This is a genomic window from Polaromonas sp. P1_F2, from assembly GCF_056405735.1.
The window spans coordinates 444,724-459,304 of the sequence record NZ_JBFUBN010000002.1 but is presented as its reverse complement, the minus strand read 5'-3'; the positions used below and the strand labels follow the sequence as shown (position 1 = coordinate 459,304).

13 protein-coding genes are annotated in these 14,581 nt (G+C 65.6%); 3 read left to right on the top strand and 10 right to left on the bottom strand.

Features of this window, described 5'->3' with window-relative positions; genetic code table 11:
* The 8 genes from AC1D0O_RS06110 to AC1D0O_RS06075 form a co-directional block, all read right to left on the bottom strand.
* Positions 1-1,095: an ABC transporter ATP-binding protein gene (locus AC1D0O_RS06110; protein ID WP_477652644.1), complete on the bottom strand. Its 1,095-nt coding sequence runs from the start codon at positions 1,093-1,095 to the stop codon at positions 1-3.
* A gap of 156 nt (positions 1,096-1,251) precedes the next feature.
* On the bottom strand, positions 1,252-2,406 hold the full coding sequence (locus AC1D0O_RS06105; RefSeq protein ID WP_477652812.1) for an ABC transporter substrate-binding protein: 1,155 nt from the start codon (positions 2,404-2,406) through the stop codon (positions 1,252-1,254).
* 98 nt (positions 2,407-2,504) lie between these two features.
* The gene (locus tag AC1D0O_RS06100) at positions 2,505-3,785 is read right to left on the bottom strand and encodes a glucarate dehydratase family protein (protein ID WP_477652643.1); all 1,281 of its coding nucleotides are present in this window, start codon (positions 3,783-3,785) and stop codon (positions 2,505-2,507) included.
* Between the two features lie 11 nt (positions 3,786-3,796).
* Positions 3,797-4,813, bottom strand: coding sequence for a Bug family tripartite tricarboxylate transporter substrate binding protein (locus AC1D0O_RS06095; RefSeq protein WP_477652642.1), 1,017 nt, complete (start codon positions 4,811-4,813; stop codon positions 3,797-3,799).
* 18 nt (positions 4,814-4,831) lie between these two features.
* Positions 4,832-5,947 (bottom strand): SMP-30/gluconolactonase/LRE family protein, encoded by a 1,116-nt coding sequence (locus tag AC1D0O_RS06090; protein ID WP_477652641.1) that lies wholly within the window; start codon positions 5,945-5,947, stop codon positions 4,832-4,834.
* Between the two features lie 134 nt (positions 5,948-6,081).
* The gene (locus AC1D0O_RS06085; RefSeq protein WP_477652640.1) at positions 6,082-7,125 is read right to left on the bottom strand and encodes a LacI family DNA-binding transcriptional regulator; all 1,044 of its coding nucleotides are present in this window, start codon (positions 7,123-7,125) and stop codon (positions 6,082-6,084) included.
* A 320-nt stretch (positions 7,126-7,445) separates the two neighbouring features.
* Complete coding sequence (locus tag AC1D0O_RS06080; RefSeq protein ID WP_477652639.1) at positions 7,446-7,820, bottom strand: hypothetical protein; 375 nt, start codon at positions 7,818-7,820, stop codon at positions 7,446-7,448.
* A gap of 17 nt (positions 7,821-7,837) precedes the next feature.
* A complete protein-coding gene (locus AC1D0O_RS06075; RefSeq protein ID WP_477652638.1) occupies positions 7,838-8,632 on the bottom strand; it encodes an SDR family oxidoreductase in 795 nt (264 codons plus the stop codon).
* A gap of 70 nt (positions 8,633-8,702) precedes the next feature.
* Here AC1D0O_RS06075 and AC1D0O_RS06070 point away from each other — a divergent pair, with 70 nt between their 5' ends.
* From AC1D0O_RS06070 to AC1D0O_RS06060, 3 genes are read left to right on the top strand one after another with little or no spacing between them, the layout of a single operon-like run.
* Positions 8,703-9,269 carry an SH3 domain-containing protein gene (locus AC1D0O_RS06070; RefSeq protein WP_477652637.1) on the top strand — a complete coding sequence of 189 codons (567 nt, stop codon included), beginning with the start codon at positions 8,703-8,705 and terminating at the stop codon, positions 9,267-9,269.
* A 31-nt stretch (positions 9,270-9,300) separates the two neighbouring features.
* Positions 9,301-10,347, top strand: coding sequence for a M48 family metalloprotease (locus tag AC1D0O_RS06065; protein WP_477652636.1), 1,047 nt, complete (start codon positions 9,301-9,303; stop codon positions 10,345-10,347).
* A gap of 43 nt (positions 10,348-10,390) precedes the next feature.
* Positions 10,391-11,842, top strand: a complete 1,452-nt coding sequence (locus tag AC1D0O_RS06060; RefSeq protein ID WP_477652635.1) for a tetratricopeptide repeat protein — start codon at positions 10,391-10,393, stop codon at positions 11,840-11,842.
* A gap of 117 nt (positions 11,843-11,959) precedes the next feature.
* Here AC1D0O_RS06060 and AC1D0O_RS06055 read toward each other — a convergent pair whose 3' ends face one another.
* Complete coding sequence (locus AC1D0O_RS06055) at positions 11,960-12,877, bottom strand: DMT family transporter (protein WP_477652634.1); 918 nt, start codon at positions 12,875-12,877, stop codon at positions 11,960-11,962.
* A 10-nt stretch (positions 12,878-12,887) separates the two neighbouring features.
* Positions 12,888-14,498: a gamma-glutamyltransferase family protein gene (locus AC1D0O_RS06050; protein WP_477652633.1), complete on the bottom strand. Its 1,611-nt coding sequence runs from the start codon at positions 14,496-14,498 to the stop codon at positions 12,888-12,890.
* Between the last annotated feature and the right edge of the window lie 83 nt (positions 14,499-14,581).

Genomic DNA, 14,581 nt, shown 5'->3' with positions numbered 1-14,581 from the left:
TCACGCATCCCCTGCATAGACCAGCACGCGCTCGGCCGGGGCCGAGAGCATGACCTGGTCGCCGGGCGCGACGACGCGCGAGGAGCGCACATAGAGCAAATCGTCAAACGAGGTCCTGACCTGCAGCAGCCATTCGCGGCCGCCATACTCGGCGGTTTCCACCACGCCGGGAAAAGCCTGCGGGCCGTCGCCGATGATCAATTCATCGGGCCTTATCGCTGCCATGGCCGGGCCGGGCTGCAGCGTATGCATGGCGGTACCGGCCAGTTGCACGCCGCCGGGGCCTTCGAGGTTCAGCCCCGCGCCGTTGGCGGAAGCCACCCGCACCGGCAGCACATTGCGGTAACCCATGAAGCGCGCGATGTCCAGCGTGGCCGGCCGCGCGAACACCTCTTGCGGCGTGCCGATCTGCTGCACCACGCCCAGCTTCATCACCACGATGCGGTCGGCCATGGCCAGGGCTTCGTCCTGGTCGTGCGTCACGTAGACGGTGGAGCAGCCCTGGGCGCGGTGGATGCGGCGGATCTCGGAACGCATTTCAATGCGCAGCTTGGCGTCCAGGTTGGACAGCGGCTCGTCCATCAGGATCAGCGGCGGCTCGATCACGATGGCACGCGCGATCGCCACACGCTGCTGCTGGCCGCCCGACAGCTGGCCGGGCAGCTTGTGGGCATGGGCCTGCAGCTGCACGGTATCGAGGGCCGCGGCGACGCGCTGGTCGATCTCGGCCGCCGGCACGCCGCGCATCTTCAGGCCGAAGCCCACGTTGCGGCTGACTGACAGGTGCGGGAACAGCGCGTAGTTCTGGAACACCATGCCGAAGCCGCGTTTTTCGGGCGGCAGGGTGTCTATGCGCCGCTCATCCAGCCAGATGCTGCCGTCCGACAGCGGCATCAGGCCGGCCATGCAGTTGAGCGCGGTCGACTTGCCGCAGCCCGAGGGGCCCAGCAGCGCGATGAATTCGCCGCGCTCTATGGTCAGCGAGAGTTTTTCCAGCGCGTGCGCGCCTCCGAAGCTGCGGCTCACGCCGTCCAGGCGCAGCTGCCTGAACTCGTTTTTTCCCGCGGGCCGTCCCGCGGTGTTGGGCATCACCATGTCAGAAACCTTTTCATGCCCGCACCGCGGGTCTGCTTGTTATTTAGAGTTGCTCATAAAACCCAGCGAAGCGGTCCTGGCTAGGCGCGCCGCCGCAGACAGTGCTACAGCACGGCAAGGCGGCGCAACAACGCCAGGAGGGTTTTTGAGCGACTCTTACTTGCCTTTGCCGGAACCGATCTCTTGATCCCACTTCTTGAAAGCGGCGACCATGGCCTTGTCTTCCAGCGGCTGGACGTGCGGCTGCTTGGCGATCCAGTCTGCGTATTCGGGGCGGCCGTATTCCTTGATGATGTCCTGGCTCTTTTGCGGCGCCGCAGTCAGCGGCACGTTTTTCACGGCCGGGCCGGGGTAGAAGTAGCCGGAGTCATAGGTCAGCGCCTGCTGCTCGGGTTTGAGCAGGTAGGCCATCAGTTCCATCACGGCCGCCTGGCGGGCGGCGGGCAAGCCCTTGGGCATCGCCATGTAGTGCGCGTCGTTGACCCAGGTGAAGCCATTGAGCGCCGCCACCTTGAACTGCTTGGGCACCACGCCGAGCGCGCGCGGATTGATGTCCCAACCGGTCACCGTGACGGTCATATCGCGTGAGCCTTCGCCGAGTTCCTTCATGACGGCGCCCGTGCCTGTGGGGTAGTACTCGATGCAGCTGTTGAGCTCTTTCAGGTAGGCCCAGGTCTTGTCCCAGCCGGCCATGGGGTCCTTGGGATCCTTGTCGCCGAGCAGGTAGGGCAGGCCCATCAAAAAGGTGCGGCCCGGGCCCGAGTTGGCCGGTCGCGCGTAAATCAGTTTGTTGGGATTGGCCTTGCACCAGGCCAGCAGCTCGGCCGGCGTTTTAGGCGGCGCCTTGACCTTGTCGGGGTTGTACTCGAGCAGCGGGCCCGCGGGCATATAGGTCACCATGACGGCCTGGCCGTTGGCCAGGTCCTGCATCTTGCGGGCGCTGGGCAGGTAGTTGTCCATCAGGTTGGGGAACTTCGCGGCGTGCGCCGGCAGCAACGGCTCCCAGAGGTTGAGCGCGATACCCGCGGCCAGCGCGTCGGTGCCGGTCAGCACCAGGTCGATGTCGGTGCGGCCCGCGGCCTGCATGGCCCTGATTTTTCCGGGGAGCTCGGGCGCGGGCGCCTTGGTGAAGGTGACGCGCGAAACCAGGTTGGGGTTTTTCGCGGCAAAACTTTCCAGCGCTTCCTGAGTCAGTGCCAGGTTGCCGGCCACGTCGACGACGTTGAGGGTCACGGGCTGCGCATGCGCGGCAACGGCCGCGAACGCCGCCAGAATGCCGGCGGCCCGCAGGCCCTGGGCCAGCCGGGACATCAAATGCTCGAACTTGATCATGATCTTGTCTCCTTCATTGTTGGTGTGAATAGCGAACGATGAACTGTCAACGGAAATGCGAGGCTGCTGCCGGCCTCTTAAAAACGCGGGCTGATGCCGGAAAATTCCGGCTGGTACTTGCGCATCTGCGCCAGGTCGTTGCGGTTGCGGATGCCGCAATCCAGGTATTGCCGGTGCAGCTCGGCCAGTTTGGCCGGGTCGAGCTCCACACCCAGGCCGGGCGCCGTCGGCACCTTGACGGCGCCCTGGTCAAACTGGATCCGCCCGCCCTTGATGACCTCCTCTTCCTGCCACGGGTAATGCGTGTCGCAGGCATAGGTCAGGTTGGGAATCGCGGCGGCCGCGTGTGTCATGGCCATCAGGCTGATGCCCAGGTGCGAGTTGGAATGCATGGACATGCCCATGCCGAAAACGCCGCACATGCGCGCCAGTGCGGCCGTGGCGCGCAGGCCGCCCCAGTAATGGTGGTCCGACAGCAGGATGCTCACCGCATGCGTGGAGGCATTGCGCTTGAACTCCTCCATCGTGGTGACGCACATATTGGTCGCCAGCGGCATGCGGCAGTGCCGGGCCAGCTCGGCCATGGCCTCCTGGCCGGGTGCCGGGTCTTCGTAATACTCCAGCAAGTCGTCGAGTTCTTTCGCGGCGGCAATGCTGGTCTCCAGCGTCCAGTTGGCGTTCGGGTCCAGCCGCAAGGGCACACCGGGGAAGGCCCTGGACAGCGCCTTCATGGCGGCGATTTCTTCAGCCGGCGGGAACACGCCGCCCTTGAGCTTGATGCTCTTGAAGCCGTAAAGGCTCACCATGCGCTGCGCCTGCTTCACAACCTGCTCGGGCGTGACGGCTTCGCCCCAGGCGTCGGGCGCATAAGGTTTGCCGGCGTGCTCCGCGTATTTGTAGAACAGGTAGGCGCTGTAAGGGACCTCGGCGCGCACCGCGCCGCCCAGCAAATCGCACACGGGCATGCCCAGGATCTGTCCTTGCAGGTCGAGCATGGCGACTTCCATCGCACTGATGACCTTGTCGGCATTTTTGGCGGTGTGCGAGCCGGGCGCAAGCTCGAACTGCACGCTGCCGTCGCTGGCGTGTCCGGGCTTGATGGCTGCGCGTACGCGCTCTTCCATGACGTTCAGCTCAAACGGGGACAGGCCGAGGACCAGGGCACGGGCCTGCTCCAGCACTTTCACCATGGGCTCGTCGCCGTAGGTTTCAGAGATGCCAAGGCGCCCGTCCGAAGTTTCCAGTTCGACAATGCTGCGCAGTGCCCAGGGCTCGTGGATACCGCTGGCGTTGAGCAGCGGTGCATCGCGAAACGCGATGGGCGTAATCCGGACTGCGCTGATTTTGATATTTTTCATCCGCCCAACCATTATTCGCCCTTGATTCCGGCGATCTTGATGACCCGCGTCCAGCGGTCCAGCTCCCGTGCCACGAACTGCGTGTATTCGGTACTGCCCTGGGCCGGCACCACAAAACCGTTGGCCTCCATCCGCGCGCGGATGGCGGGGGACTGCATCGCCTTGACGGCGGCGGCTTCTATTTTTTCCACAATGGGCTTGGGCGTGCCTTTGGGGACGGACAGGCCGGACCACGACAAGGCCGAGAAGCCGGGGTAACCCGATTCGTGAATGGTGGGCACGTCCGGGAACAGGGGATTGCGCGCCAAGCTGGTCACAGCCAGAGCCCGGAGCTTGCCCGCCTTGATATGCGGCAGCGCCACGTCCTGGTTGATGAACATCAAGGGGATCTGTCCGCCGAGAATATCCGTCAGCATGGGGCCGCCGCCCCGGTAGGGAATGCCCACCATGAACAGGGGCTTGCAGTTTTCTTTTTTGACGCCCGAGCAGGTGCCAACGGTTTGCTTGAGCAGCTCCATCGCCATGTGGCCCGAAGCCGCGGGCACATAGCCATAACTCAGCTTTCCGGGATTCGCTTTCCCGTAAGCGATCAGTTCCTGGAAGGTATTAAAGGGCGCAGAAGGATGGACCACCAGCACATTGGGTCCCGAGTGGACTTGCGTGATGTGAATGAAATCCTTGAGGGAGTCGTAGCCGAGCTTGGGGTTGAGGCCGTGCGCCACCGCATTCTGGCCAACACCTGTCTGTATCAGCGTATAGCCGTCGGGCGCCGCTTTGGCGCCCTTCTCGGTGCCGATGACCCCGCCCGCGCCGCCGAGGTTCTCCACGATCACGGGCTGCTTCAGGGCTTTGGTCAGCTCTTCCGCAATCATGCGTCCCATCACATCGCTGGTGCCGCCCGCCGGAAACGGAACGATAAGCTTGATCGCCCTCGACGGGTAGTCGGTCTGGGCCTGAACTGGAAGGGCCAGCAGGCCGGCGGCCGCAGCCACGCACGCAAGCGCGGCGGAAAACATTTTCTTGGTCATTTCTGCTCCTTGTCGGGGTTAGACGGCTCCGTGGGATTCCACATAAAGCGCATAGAGAGAGTGGCTGCTGGCCATATAGAGGCGGTTTCGCTTCGGGCCACCAAATTCCAGGTTGGCGCAGCGCTCGGGCAGGCGTATGAAACCGATGGGTTTGCCGGCGGCATTGAACACTTTGACACCGTCAAGGTCTTCGGTTCTGGCATTTTGCAGATGCGCCTTCATGCCGCCGCCTACATCGGTTGCCGTCTGCTGGAACGACCCGTTGTAACCCCAGCCGCACCAGAGGTTGCCATCCCGGTCAACGCGGAAACCGTCGAGCGATCCCGGGCCGTCCGCGTCGATCAGCTTGGTCTTGTTGCTGCACGATCCGTCGGCGGCAACGTCGTAGCTCCAGATGCTGCGGTTGGGCGAGCCCCGCCATTCGACGACATAAAGTTTTTTCTCGTCGGGCGAAAACGCCAGGCCGTTGGGGTTGCCCAGGTCGGTGATGACTGCCTGGAGCTTGCCGTCCGCCCCCATACGGAAGACATTGGTAGAGGCCTGCTCGGGCTTGGCGCGCGAGCCTTCCCACTCGCCATTGATGCCGAATACCGGGTCGGTAAACCAGACGCTGTCGTCGGACTTGACGACGACGTCATTGGGCGCGTTGAGGCGCTTGCCTTCAAAACTATCGGCCAGCACAGTCATGCGGCCATTTTTTTCGGTCCGCACTACCCGGCGCGTCACCGAATGCTCACAGGTGACAAGGCGTCCCTGGCGGTCCCGGGTGTTGCCGTTGGCGTAGTTCGCGTTTTCCTTGTGCACGGTAAAGGCGTTGGTCGCCTCGTCGTACTTCATCAAGCGGTTATTCGGAATGTCGCTGACCAGCAGATAGCCCGGCCTTCCGGCGACTTCATTGGGAAAATAGACCGGGCCTTCCGCCCAACGCATACCGGTGCCCACCTGCTCCAGTGTGCTGCTGTAGATGCGGTATTTGGCAAATGATGGATCCAGGATCAGCACAGCCGGGTCCGGATAGCGCTGATAGGGCTTGAAATCAAAAGACTGGGCGAACGCGGAAGCGGCCATCGCAGCCCCGGCACCCGCAGCGGTTTTGAGAAACCCGCGGCGCGCGCGCATAGTGTCCTGACGCATGTTTTGTCTCCTTTTTTATTTTCCGACGGCGAGGTCGGCGGCCTGCATTGACAGGAAATCAATTCGCTGTGGCCTAAACCAATTTGTTAGCGCTAACAAATCAATATTAGGGGAAAGGCCTGCCTCGCGTCAAGTCAGGCACTGGCTCTTTTGACTATGAGAAACCCTAGGTCCCGCACCCGCGCGCCGACGTCGCGATTTTCAGCGACGTCGAGGATGAATCGGGCCGCCTGGCGACCTATGGAGGTGCCGTCGATACGCACCGTGCTCAGGGAGGGATGGGTAAAAGCAGCAAACGGGAGGTCCCCAAAACCCATGACCGCCACATCGCCCGGAACAGACAGGCCCAAAGCCTGGGCCTCGGTGATGACGCCGTGGGCAATGACGTCGGAACCACAAAAAACCACATCAATATCAGGATGGCGCGCGCGCAGATCGGCGAAACCGGCTCTGCCGTTGGCCAGCGATGAAGGCGCAGGCACGGTACAGACCGGGATGCCGTGCACGTCCAGTTCGGCCAGCCGCGCCTCAAATCCGGCGCGGCGGCGCATGGCGCGCTGGTCTTCCGCGATGACCACGCCTGGCCGACGGAAGCCCTGGCCGTACAGATAGTCCGCTACCGCCGCACCGACCTTCTCGTGGGAGAAGCCCACGATCATGTCGATGGGCGTGGGCGTGATGTCCCAGGTCTCGACGACGGGAATGCCCGAGGCCAGCAGGCGGCGGCGCCCTTCCGGCGAATGCATGATGCCGGTCAGCACGATGCCGTCGGGCCGCCGGCCGACGATGGCGTCTATCAGCGCATCCTCGCGCGCGCCGCTGTAGCCGCTCTGGCCCAAAATCAACTGGCAGCCGGCCTCGGCCAGCGCGTCGGTCAGCGCCTGTATGGTTTCCAGGAACACCGGGCCGGCGATGGTGGGCACCAGCGCCGCCACCAGCCTGCTGCGGTTGGAAGCCAGGCCGCCGGCCACCAGGTTGGGCACATAGCCGCTGCGCGAAATCGCGCTGCGCACGCGCTCCAGGGTTGCGGGTGAAACGGCTGCCGGCGTGTTGAGCGCGCGCGACACCGTGATGGCCGACACGCCGGCCAGGCTGGCCACGTCGCTGAGGGTGATGCCGCCGGTTCCGGGGCGCGGGGCGCGCTTGGCCTTGCGCAGCATCTCTGTGGGTGACTTCATGCCCGGATGTTAACGCTAACTTTTGGCTGCGGGGTTCTTTTCATCGAAAGGTGCCAGACATGACTTCCATCGGAAAAGCATGCCTCAGTACAGGTGCAAGGCTAGGTTCAAAAAGAAGCTGCGACGACCGGCTGATGGCCGGCGATGCCTGGTGCTCTTGCTCCTTCCCCCGCTGGGGGAAGGCTGGGATGGGGGCCGGCGGTGGCTAATGGTCGCCGTGCTTGTTCGAAGGCTGCTGGCCCCCACCCCTACCCTCCCCCAGCGGGGGAGGGGGCTGAATCGGGAGGGAGTTAATCGTGATTTTTGGCCCTGGCCCGATGCTAGTCCGCGCCCAGGCCGAAGTGCCGCCTGAAGGCCTCGCAAAACTCCGCGGTCCCGCTGAAGGACAGGGTCAGCGTATGCCGCGGCTTGCCGGGCGTGCCGGCTTCCACCTTGAGGCGATGCGCCGCCTCGTCATAAAGCAAGGCCTCGGGCGCCGTCAGCTCCTGCATTCCATGCAGGTCGTAGTCCCAGTCAAAACCATCCTCAAGCGGGCCGCGCCGCCCGGGGAATTCCGCGTGGACCCAGGCCAGCACCTGCACCACTTCGGCATGCACGGCTGGTACTTGGTCCGGCCAGGTGGAAGCCATGGCCTCCAGCGTGCCCGTGCCGTCGCTGCCTTCCGCGTAGTCGAAGTGGAGGTAGTCCAGGCTCAAGGGCGCGCGCTCAATGCTCAGTAAGTGCCCGGATAGGCCCCGCCGTCGGCCAGCACGTTCTGCCCCGTCATGTAGGCGGCATGCGTGCTGCACAGGAAGGCGCAGATGGCGCCGAACTCTTCGGGCGTGCCGAAGCGCTGGGCCGGGATGTTCTTGCGGCGCGCGTCCATGATGGCTTCCAGCGGCTGGCCGGTTTTTTGCGCCGCGCCGCTCATGGTGCCGCGCAGGCGGTCGGTGTCGAAGGCGCCCGGCAGCAGGTTGTTGATGGTCACGCCTTGCGCCGCGAGCTTGGTGCGCGCCACGCCAGCCACGAAGCCGGTCAGGCCGCTGCGCGCGCCGTTGGACAGGCCCAGGATGTCGATGGGCGACTTGACCGAACTGGAGGTAATGTTGACGATGCGCCCGAAACCGCGCGCCGCCATGCCGTCGACCGTGGCCTTGATGAGCTCGATCGGGGTCAGCATGTTGGCGTCCACCGCCTTGAGCCAGGCGTCGCGGTCCCAGTCGCGGAAGTCGCCGGGCGGCGGGCCGCCGGCATTGGTCACCACGATGTCAAAGTCCTTGCGCAACGCGAACACCGCGGCCCGGCCTTCAGGTGTGGTGATGTCGGCGGCGACGTACTGGACGCCAGCGCCCGCGGGTTTGCCCTTATCCGCCTTCAGTTTTTCAGCCGCGGCCTTCAGCGTTTCTTCGCCGCGCGCCACGATCAGCACATTGACGCCTTCGCGCACCAGCGCCTCGGCGCAACCCAGGCCCAAACCTTTGCTGGCGCCGCAGACCAGCGCCCATTTGCCTGCAATACCCAAATCCATAATAATTCCTCATTACAACCACGGGGGAGATCGGCTCATGATACTGAGTAAATACAAAACACAGGCGGGGATGGTTATCGCTCCGCTGCTCACATCACTGCTGGTTTTCAGCGCCGCGGCACAGGCCCAGGAAGCCGTACTGATCAAGCGCGAGGCGCAACTGCGTGACGCGCCCGGCGACTCGGCCCGCAGCCTCGCGCCGCTTCCCGTGCAGACCGCCGTGACGCGCCTGGGCGACCGCCAGGGCGCCTGGATCAAGGTGCGCACGGCCGACGGCACCAGCGGCTGGGTCCACATGTTCGACATCACCTCGGCCAGCGCGCCCTCGGGCGGCGCCGCCGGCGGCGCGCTGCGCAGCCTCTCGAGCTTTTTCAACAAGGGCAGCGCACAAGCGCCTTCGAGCACGGTCTCCACCTCCACCGTCGGCATACGCGGCCTGGGCGCCGAAGACCTGGCCAACGCGCAGCCGAATGTGGCGGCCGTGGCGCAGGCCGACGCCAACCGCGCGAATGCCGCGCAGGCCCGGCAGTTCGCCGGCGGCGCCTCGCTGAACAGCCGGCAGGTCGAGCCCCTGCCCACACCCGCCCCGCCGGCTCCCGCACCCGGCAGCGCACCGGCCGAGCAGTACGGCCGTTGAGCCGCCACAAGAGACAACAAGAGGCCACGCCATGAATCTTCACCACCTCCCCCAACCCGCACGCCATGCGGCCTGTGCCCTGGCCCTGCTGGCCGGCCTGCTCCCGCTCGGCGCCCACGCCCAGGATGCCGGCAAGGCGCTGGGCGGCCTGTTCCAGTCGCTGATTCGCCCCAACCAGCCCGCGCAGCCGGCGCAGGCACAACCCAATTCGGCGGCCGGCTTGGCCGGCGCGCTGCTGGGCGCCAGCCTCTCGCCGGGCGGGCAGCAGGCGGCCCAAGGCGGCGACCTGTTCAAGCTGCTGTCGCAGTCACTGGACCAGATCGACGAACCGCGCGAAATCCAGATCGGCCAGCAACTGGCCGCCGTGCTGCTGGGCAGCAAGCCGCTGTACCCCGACGTCGCCATGCAGCGCTACCTCAACCAGCTGGGCCGCTGGATCAGCCTGCAGTCCTCGCGCCCCGACCTGCCCTGGACCTTCGCCATCCTCGACGATCCCGGCTTCAATGCCTTCGCCACGCCGGGCGGTTATGTCTTCGTCACCAAGGGACTGATGGACCGCGTCGCCGACGAGGGTGAACTGGCCGGCATCCTGGCCCATGAAATCACCCACGTCACGGCCAAGCACCACCTGATCGCGCTGAACAAGAGCGCGCGCGCCGGCCTGCTGACGCAGGTCATCGGTTCGCAGCTCAAGAACGACCTGGGCGGCATGGTGTCCTCGCAACTGCTGGCACTGGGCCGCAACATGTACACCAAGGGCCTGGACCAGCAGGACGAATTCGACGCCGACCGCACCGGCGTGGCCCTGGCCACGCGCGCCGGCTTCGACCCCTACGGCCTTGTGGGGGTGCTGCAGCAGCTTCGCACCGCCGCGCCCGACGACGCGCTGTTCGCCCTGTCGCTGAGCACGCACCCGCCCGCACAAACCCGCTTGAACCAGCTCGAGCAAGCCATGGGCACACGCCTGGACGCCTACGCGGGGCAGCCCGCCGTCACCGTGGCACAGCGCCTGGGCGCCGCGAACCGCCGGCCTACGGCACAGGCGCCGGCAGCAGGGAAAGCACCCGCCAAAAAATAGGCCGACAATCCGGCTCTGATTCACGGGCAGGACAAAGGGCGGTATGGGATTCTGGAGCCGGCTGGGTAAACAACAAAAAGCGGAAGAACGGAGCGTCGCGGATCCACAAGCGCCGCCTCCCGCCGGCGCGGCCGGTTCCGCCGAGCTGAAAAAACAGGGCAACGCACTGCTGGCCAGGGGCGATCTGCAGGGGGCCGGCTTGCGCTATCGCGCCGCCACCCTGGCGGACCCGCATAACGCTGCCGCCTTCGTCAACCTGGGTTACGTCCTTTGCGAACAGCAGGACTTCCGCGAAGCGCGGCTTGCGCTCGAACAGGCGCTGGTTCTCGACCCGTCCCAGTTCGACGCACATTTCATGCTGGCGACCCTGGCGCAAGACCAGGGCGACATGGCCCTGGCGGCCTCCCACCTTCGGGAGGTCCTGCGCCTTCGGCCCGACTTCGACTTCATGACGCAGGCGTCCTACGAAGGCCAGTACGACAAAACGGTTGAGCGCTACAAGGCCATCCTGGAAATAGACCCTCACAATGCCCCGGCGCACTGGGGCCTGGGTTTCGCCAGCCTGCTGCTGGGTGACTATGAACGGGGCTGGACGGAATGGGAGTGGCGCTCCAGGGTGAGCCACGGCGCCTACGACCGCCACTTTGCCCAGCCGCTATGGCTCGGGGCCGAACCGGTCGCGGGAAAAACCGTCCTGCTCCATTTCGAATACGGTTATGGCGACACCCTGCAGTTCTGCCGGTACGCGGCTGCTGTCGCCGCGCTGGGCGCGCGCGTGGTCATGCAGGTGCAGCGTGGGCTTGGCGACCTGCTCTCGGGCCTGGCCCCCGGCGTGCTCGTCGTTGAAGAGGGCGAGCCGCTGCCGGCATTTGATCTCCACTGCCCCTTGATGAGCCTTCCGCTGGCGCTCGGCCTCCACACCCGCGAAATCGTGTCGGCGCCCGGCCCCTACCTGCGGGCCGCACCCGAGCGTGTCGAACACTGGCGCAAGCGGATGGATTCCCCCGGCATGCCGGCCCCGCGCATAGGCATCGTCTGCTCCGGCAATCCCGCGCACAGGCGCGACCAGCAACGCTCCATTCCCATGGGCCATTTGTTGCACGCCCTGCCGGACGGCATGAAAGCGGTATGCCTTCAGCCCGATTTACGCGAAACCGACGCGGCGGCGCTCGAAGCCGATGGCCGCGTCAGCTTCCCGGGCCGGGAACTGGCCGATTTCGCGGACACCGCCGCACTCATCTCCACGCTGGACCTGGTCATCAGCGTGGACACCAGCACCGCGCACCTGGCGGGAGCCCTGGGCAAACCGGTCTGGATCCTGCTGCCCCATGCGCCGGACTGGCGCTGGCTGCTCCAGCGCGAGGACAGCCCCTGGTATCCAGGCGCGCGACTGTTCAGGCAGGAAAAAGCCGATGACTGGAGCGCTCCCCTGGAAAGGGTCAGGCAAGCGTTGAGCCAGATGCAGATGGGCGAGCACTCCGCAACGCCACAGTAGGGACCGTAGAGCCCGGGTCTCCTACCAGCAGGGGCCGCGGAACCGGCTTTGCCGGGCCGCAGGCGCAGCGGCCCCCTCGGGGGGCAGCGACCCACACAAAGTGGGGGAGCGTGGGGGCTATCTTGTTCGAGTAAAGACGAAGATCCCCGCAATGACCAGCACAGTCCCCGCCGCCACCCAGGCCGTGAAGGGCTCACCGAGGATCAGCACGCCCATCAGGATGGTGGACATGGGCCCCACCATGCCGGTCTGTGCGGCCATGCCGGCGCCGATGCGCTCGATGGCCATCATCACCATGAGCACCGGCACGGCGGTGCACAGAGTGGCATTGAGCAGCGACAGCCAGATCACCTCGGGCGCGACGGCGGCCGCGCTCAGGGGCCGCAGCAGCACGAACTGCAGCAGGCAGCAAAGGCAGGCCACCGTCGTCGCCAGACCCACCAGGCGCAGCGCGCCCAGGCGCCTGACCATCTCGCCGCTGTAGACCAGGTAAAGCGCGTAGCTCACCGCGCTCAGGAACACCAGCAGCGCGCCCCAGGCCGCGTCCGAGCCTTGCAGTGTGATCTCGTGGCCGAACACCAGCACCACGCCGCAGTAGCTGATGGCCATGCCGATGATTTGCGGCGCCTTGACGCGGCGCTTGTACATCACCAGGCCCAGCAGCAACACCAGCGTCGGGTTCAGGTAGAGGATCAGGCGTTCGAGCGAGGCGCTGATGAAGGCCAGCCCCGCGAAGTCCAGGAAGCTCGCGAGGTAGTAGCCGGTGAAGCCCAGCCACAGCACACCCAGCCAGTCCTTGCGCGTCAGCGGCGCCTTGCCGCGGCTGGCCCACCAGGCCATCACCGCGAAGATCGGCAGCGCGAACAGCATGCGGTACATGATCAGCGTGACCGCGTCCACGCCGTAGCGGTAGGCCAGCTTGACGATGATGGCCTTGCCGCTGAAGGCGATGGCGCCGAAGGTCGCCAGCAGCAGGCCGGGCGCGAGGCTTTTGGGGGTGGCCGCTGGGGTGGGAGCGTCGGGTGGAGAGCTCAAAATCGCCCGCTTAAAAACCCACGGCCTGGCCGTCGCGCCGCGCATCGCTGGCCGCCACGTAGCCTTCGGCCTGGGGGTTGCCGGCACGCCAGATAAACTGGCCCGCGCCGAAATCCTGGTAGGAATCGTTGATGACTTCCACGCGGTGGCCGCGTTCCTTCAGGCCCTGCACGGTGCGCGCGTCCATCGCGGCTTCGACGTTGATCTCCATGCCGGCGTTGTAGCGCCAGCGCGGCGCGTCGCAGGCGGCCTGCGGGTTCTGGCCGTAGTCCAGCATGCGCACCAGCGTCTGCATATGGCCCTGCGGCTGCATGTTGGCGCCCATCACGCCGTAGCTCATCACCGGCTGGCCGTCCTTGCTCAGGAAAGCCGGGATGATGGTGTGGAAGGGGCGCTTGCCCGGTGCGACCTGGTTGGCGCCCGGCTGCAGGCTGAAGCCGTGGCCGCGGTTCTGCAGGCTGATGCCGAATTCCGGCTCCACGCAGCCCGAGCCGAAGCCCATGTAGTTGCTCTGGATGAAGCTCACCATCATGCCGTTCTCGTCGGCCGCCGTGAGGTAAATCGTGCCGCCCTTGACGGGGTTGCCCGCGCCAAAGTCCTGTGCCTTTTTCATGTCTATGAGTTTGGCACGGGATGCGAGGTAGGCGTCATCGAGCATTTGCTCGGCCGTCACCGCCATTGACGAAGGCTCGGCCACGTATTTGTAGGTGTCGGCAAAGGCCAGCTTCATGGCCTCTATCTGCAAATGCTGGGAATCCACGCCGTCCACCGGCAGGCCCGCCACGTCGAACTTGTCCAGGATGCCCAGCGCGATCAGCGCGGCGATGCCCTGGCCGTTGGGCGGAATCTCGTGCAGGGTGTAGCCGCGGTAGTCCTTGCCGATAGGCTTGACCCATTCCGGCTTGTAGCTCTCAAAATCTTTGGCGGTGATGCTGCCGCCGTTCTGCGCGGAGAACTTTTCAATCGCCTGGGCAATCGCACCGCCGTAGTAGGCCGCGCCCTTGGTATCGGCAATCGCGCGCAGCGCCTTGGCGGCAGCCTTGAACTGGAACAGCTCGCCGACATTCGGCGCGCGGCCCCAGGGCAGGAAGGACTGCGCGAAGCCTGGCAGCGACTTCAACTCATCCGTAGCGGCCGCCCACTTCTGCTGCACCACGGTCGGCAGCAGGTAGCCGCGTTCGGCGATCTCGATGGCCGGCTCCATGAGGTCGGCAAAGGGCAGCTTGCCGAAACGCTCGCTCATCGCCATCCAGCTGGCGACCGCGCCCGGCACGGTGACTGAATCCATGCCGCGCTTCGGCGGCGTGGATGCATCCGCGCCGTACTTGCGGCTGAAGTAATCCGGCGTCCAGCTCTGCGGTGCACGGCCCGAGGCGTTGAGGCCGTGCAGCTCCTTGCCGTCCCACAGGATGCAGAAGGCATCGCTGCCCAGCCCGTTGCTCACCGGCTCGACGATGGTCATGGCGGCCGCGGCCGCAATGGCCGCGTCCACTGCGTTGCCGCCCTTGAGCAGCATGCGCAGGCCGGCTTGCGCGCCCAGCGGGTGCGAGGTCGACACGACGTTGCGCGCGAACAGCGGCAGGCGGGTGGAGGTGTAGGGGTTGCTGTAATTGAAGTTCATGATGGGATGACCTGGTGAGGGCAAACAAAGAGCGGCCGCACGCCGCCAGCCCAAAGAGCGAAGAGCGATGACGCGCCGGCCCC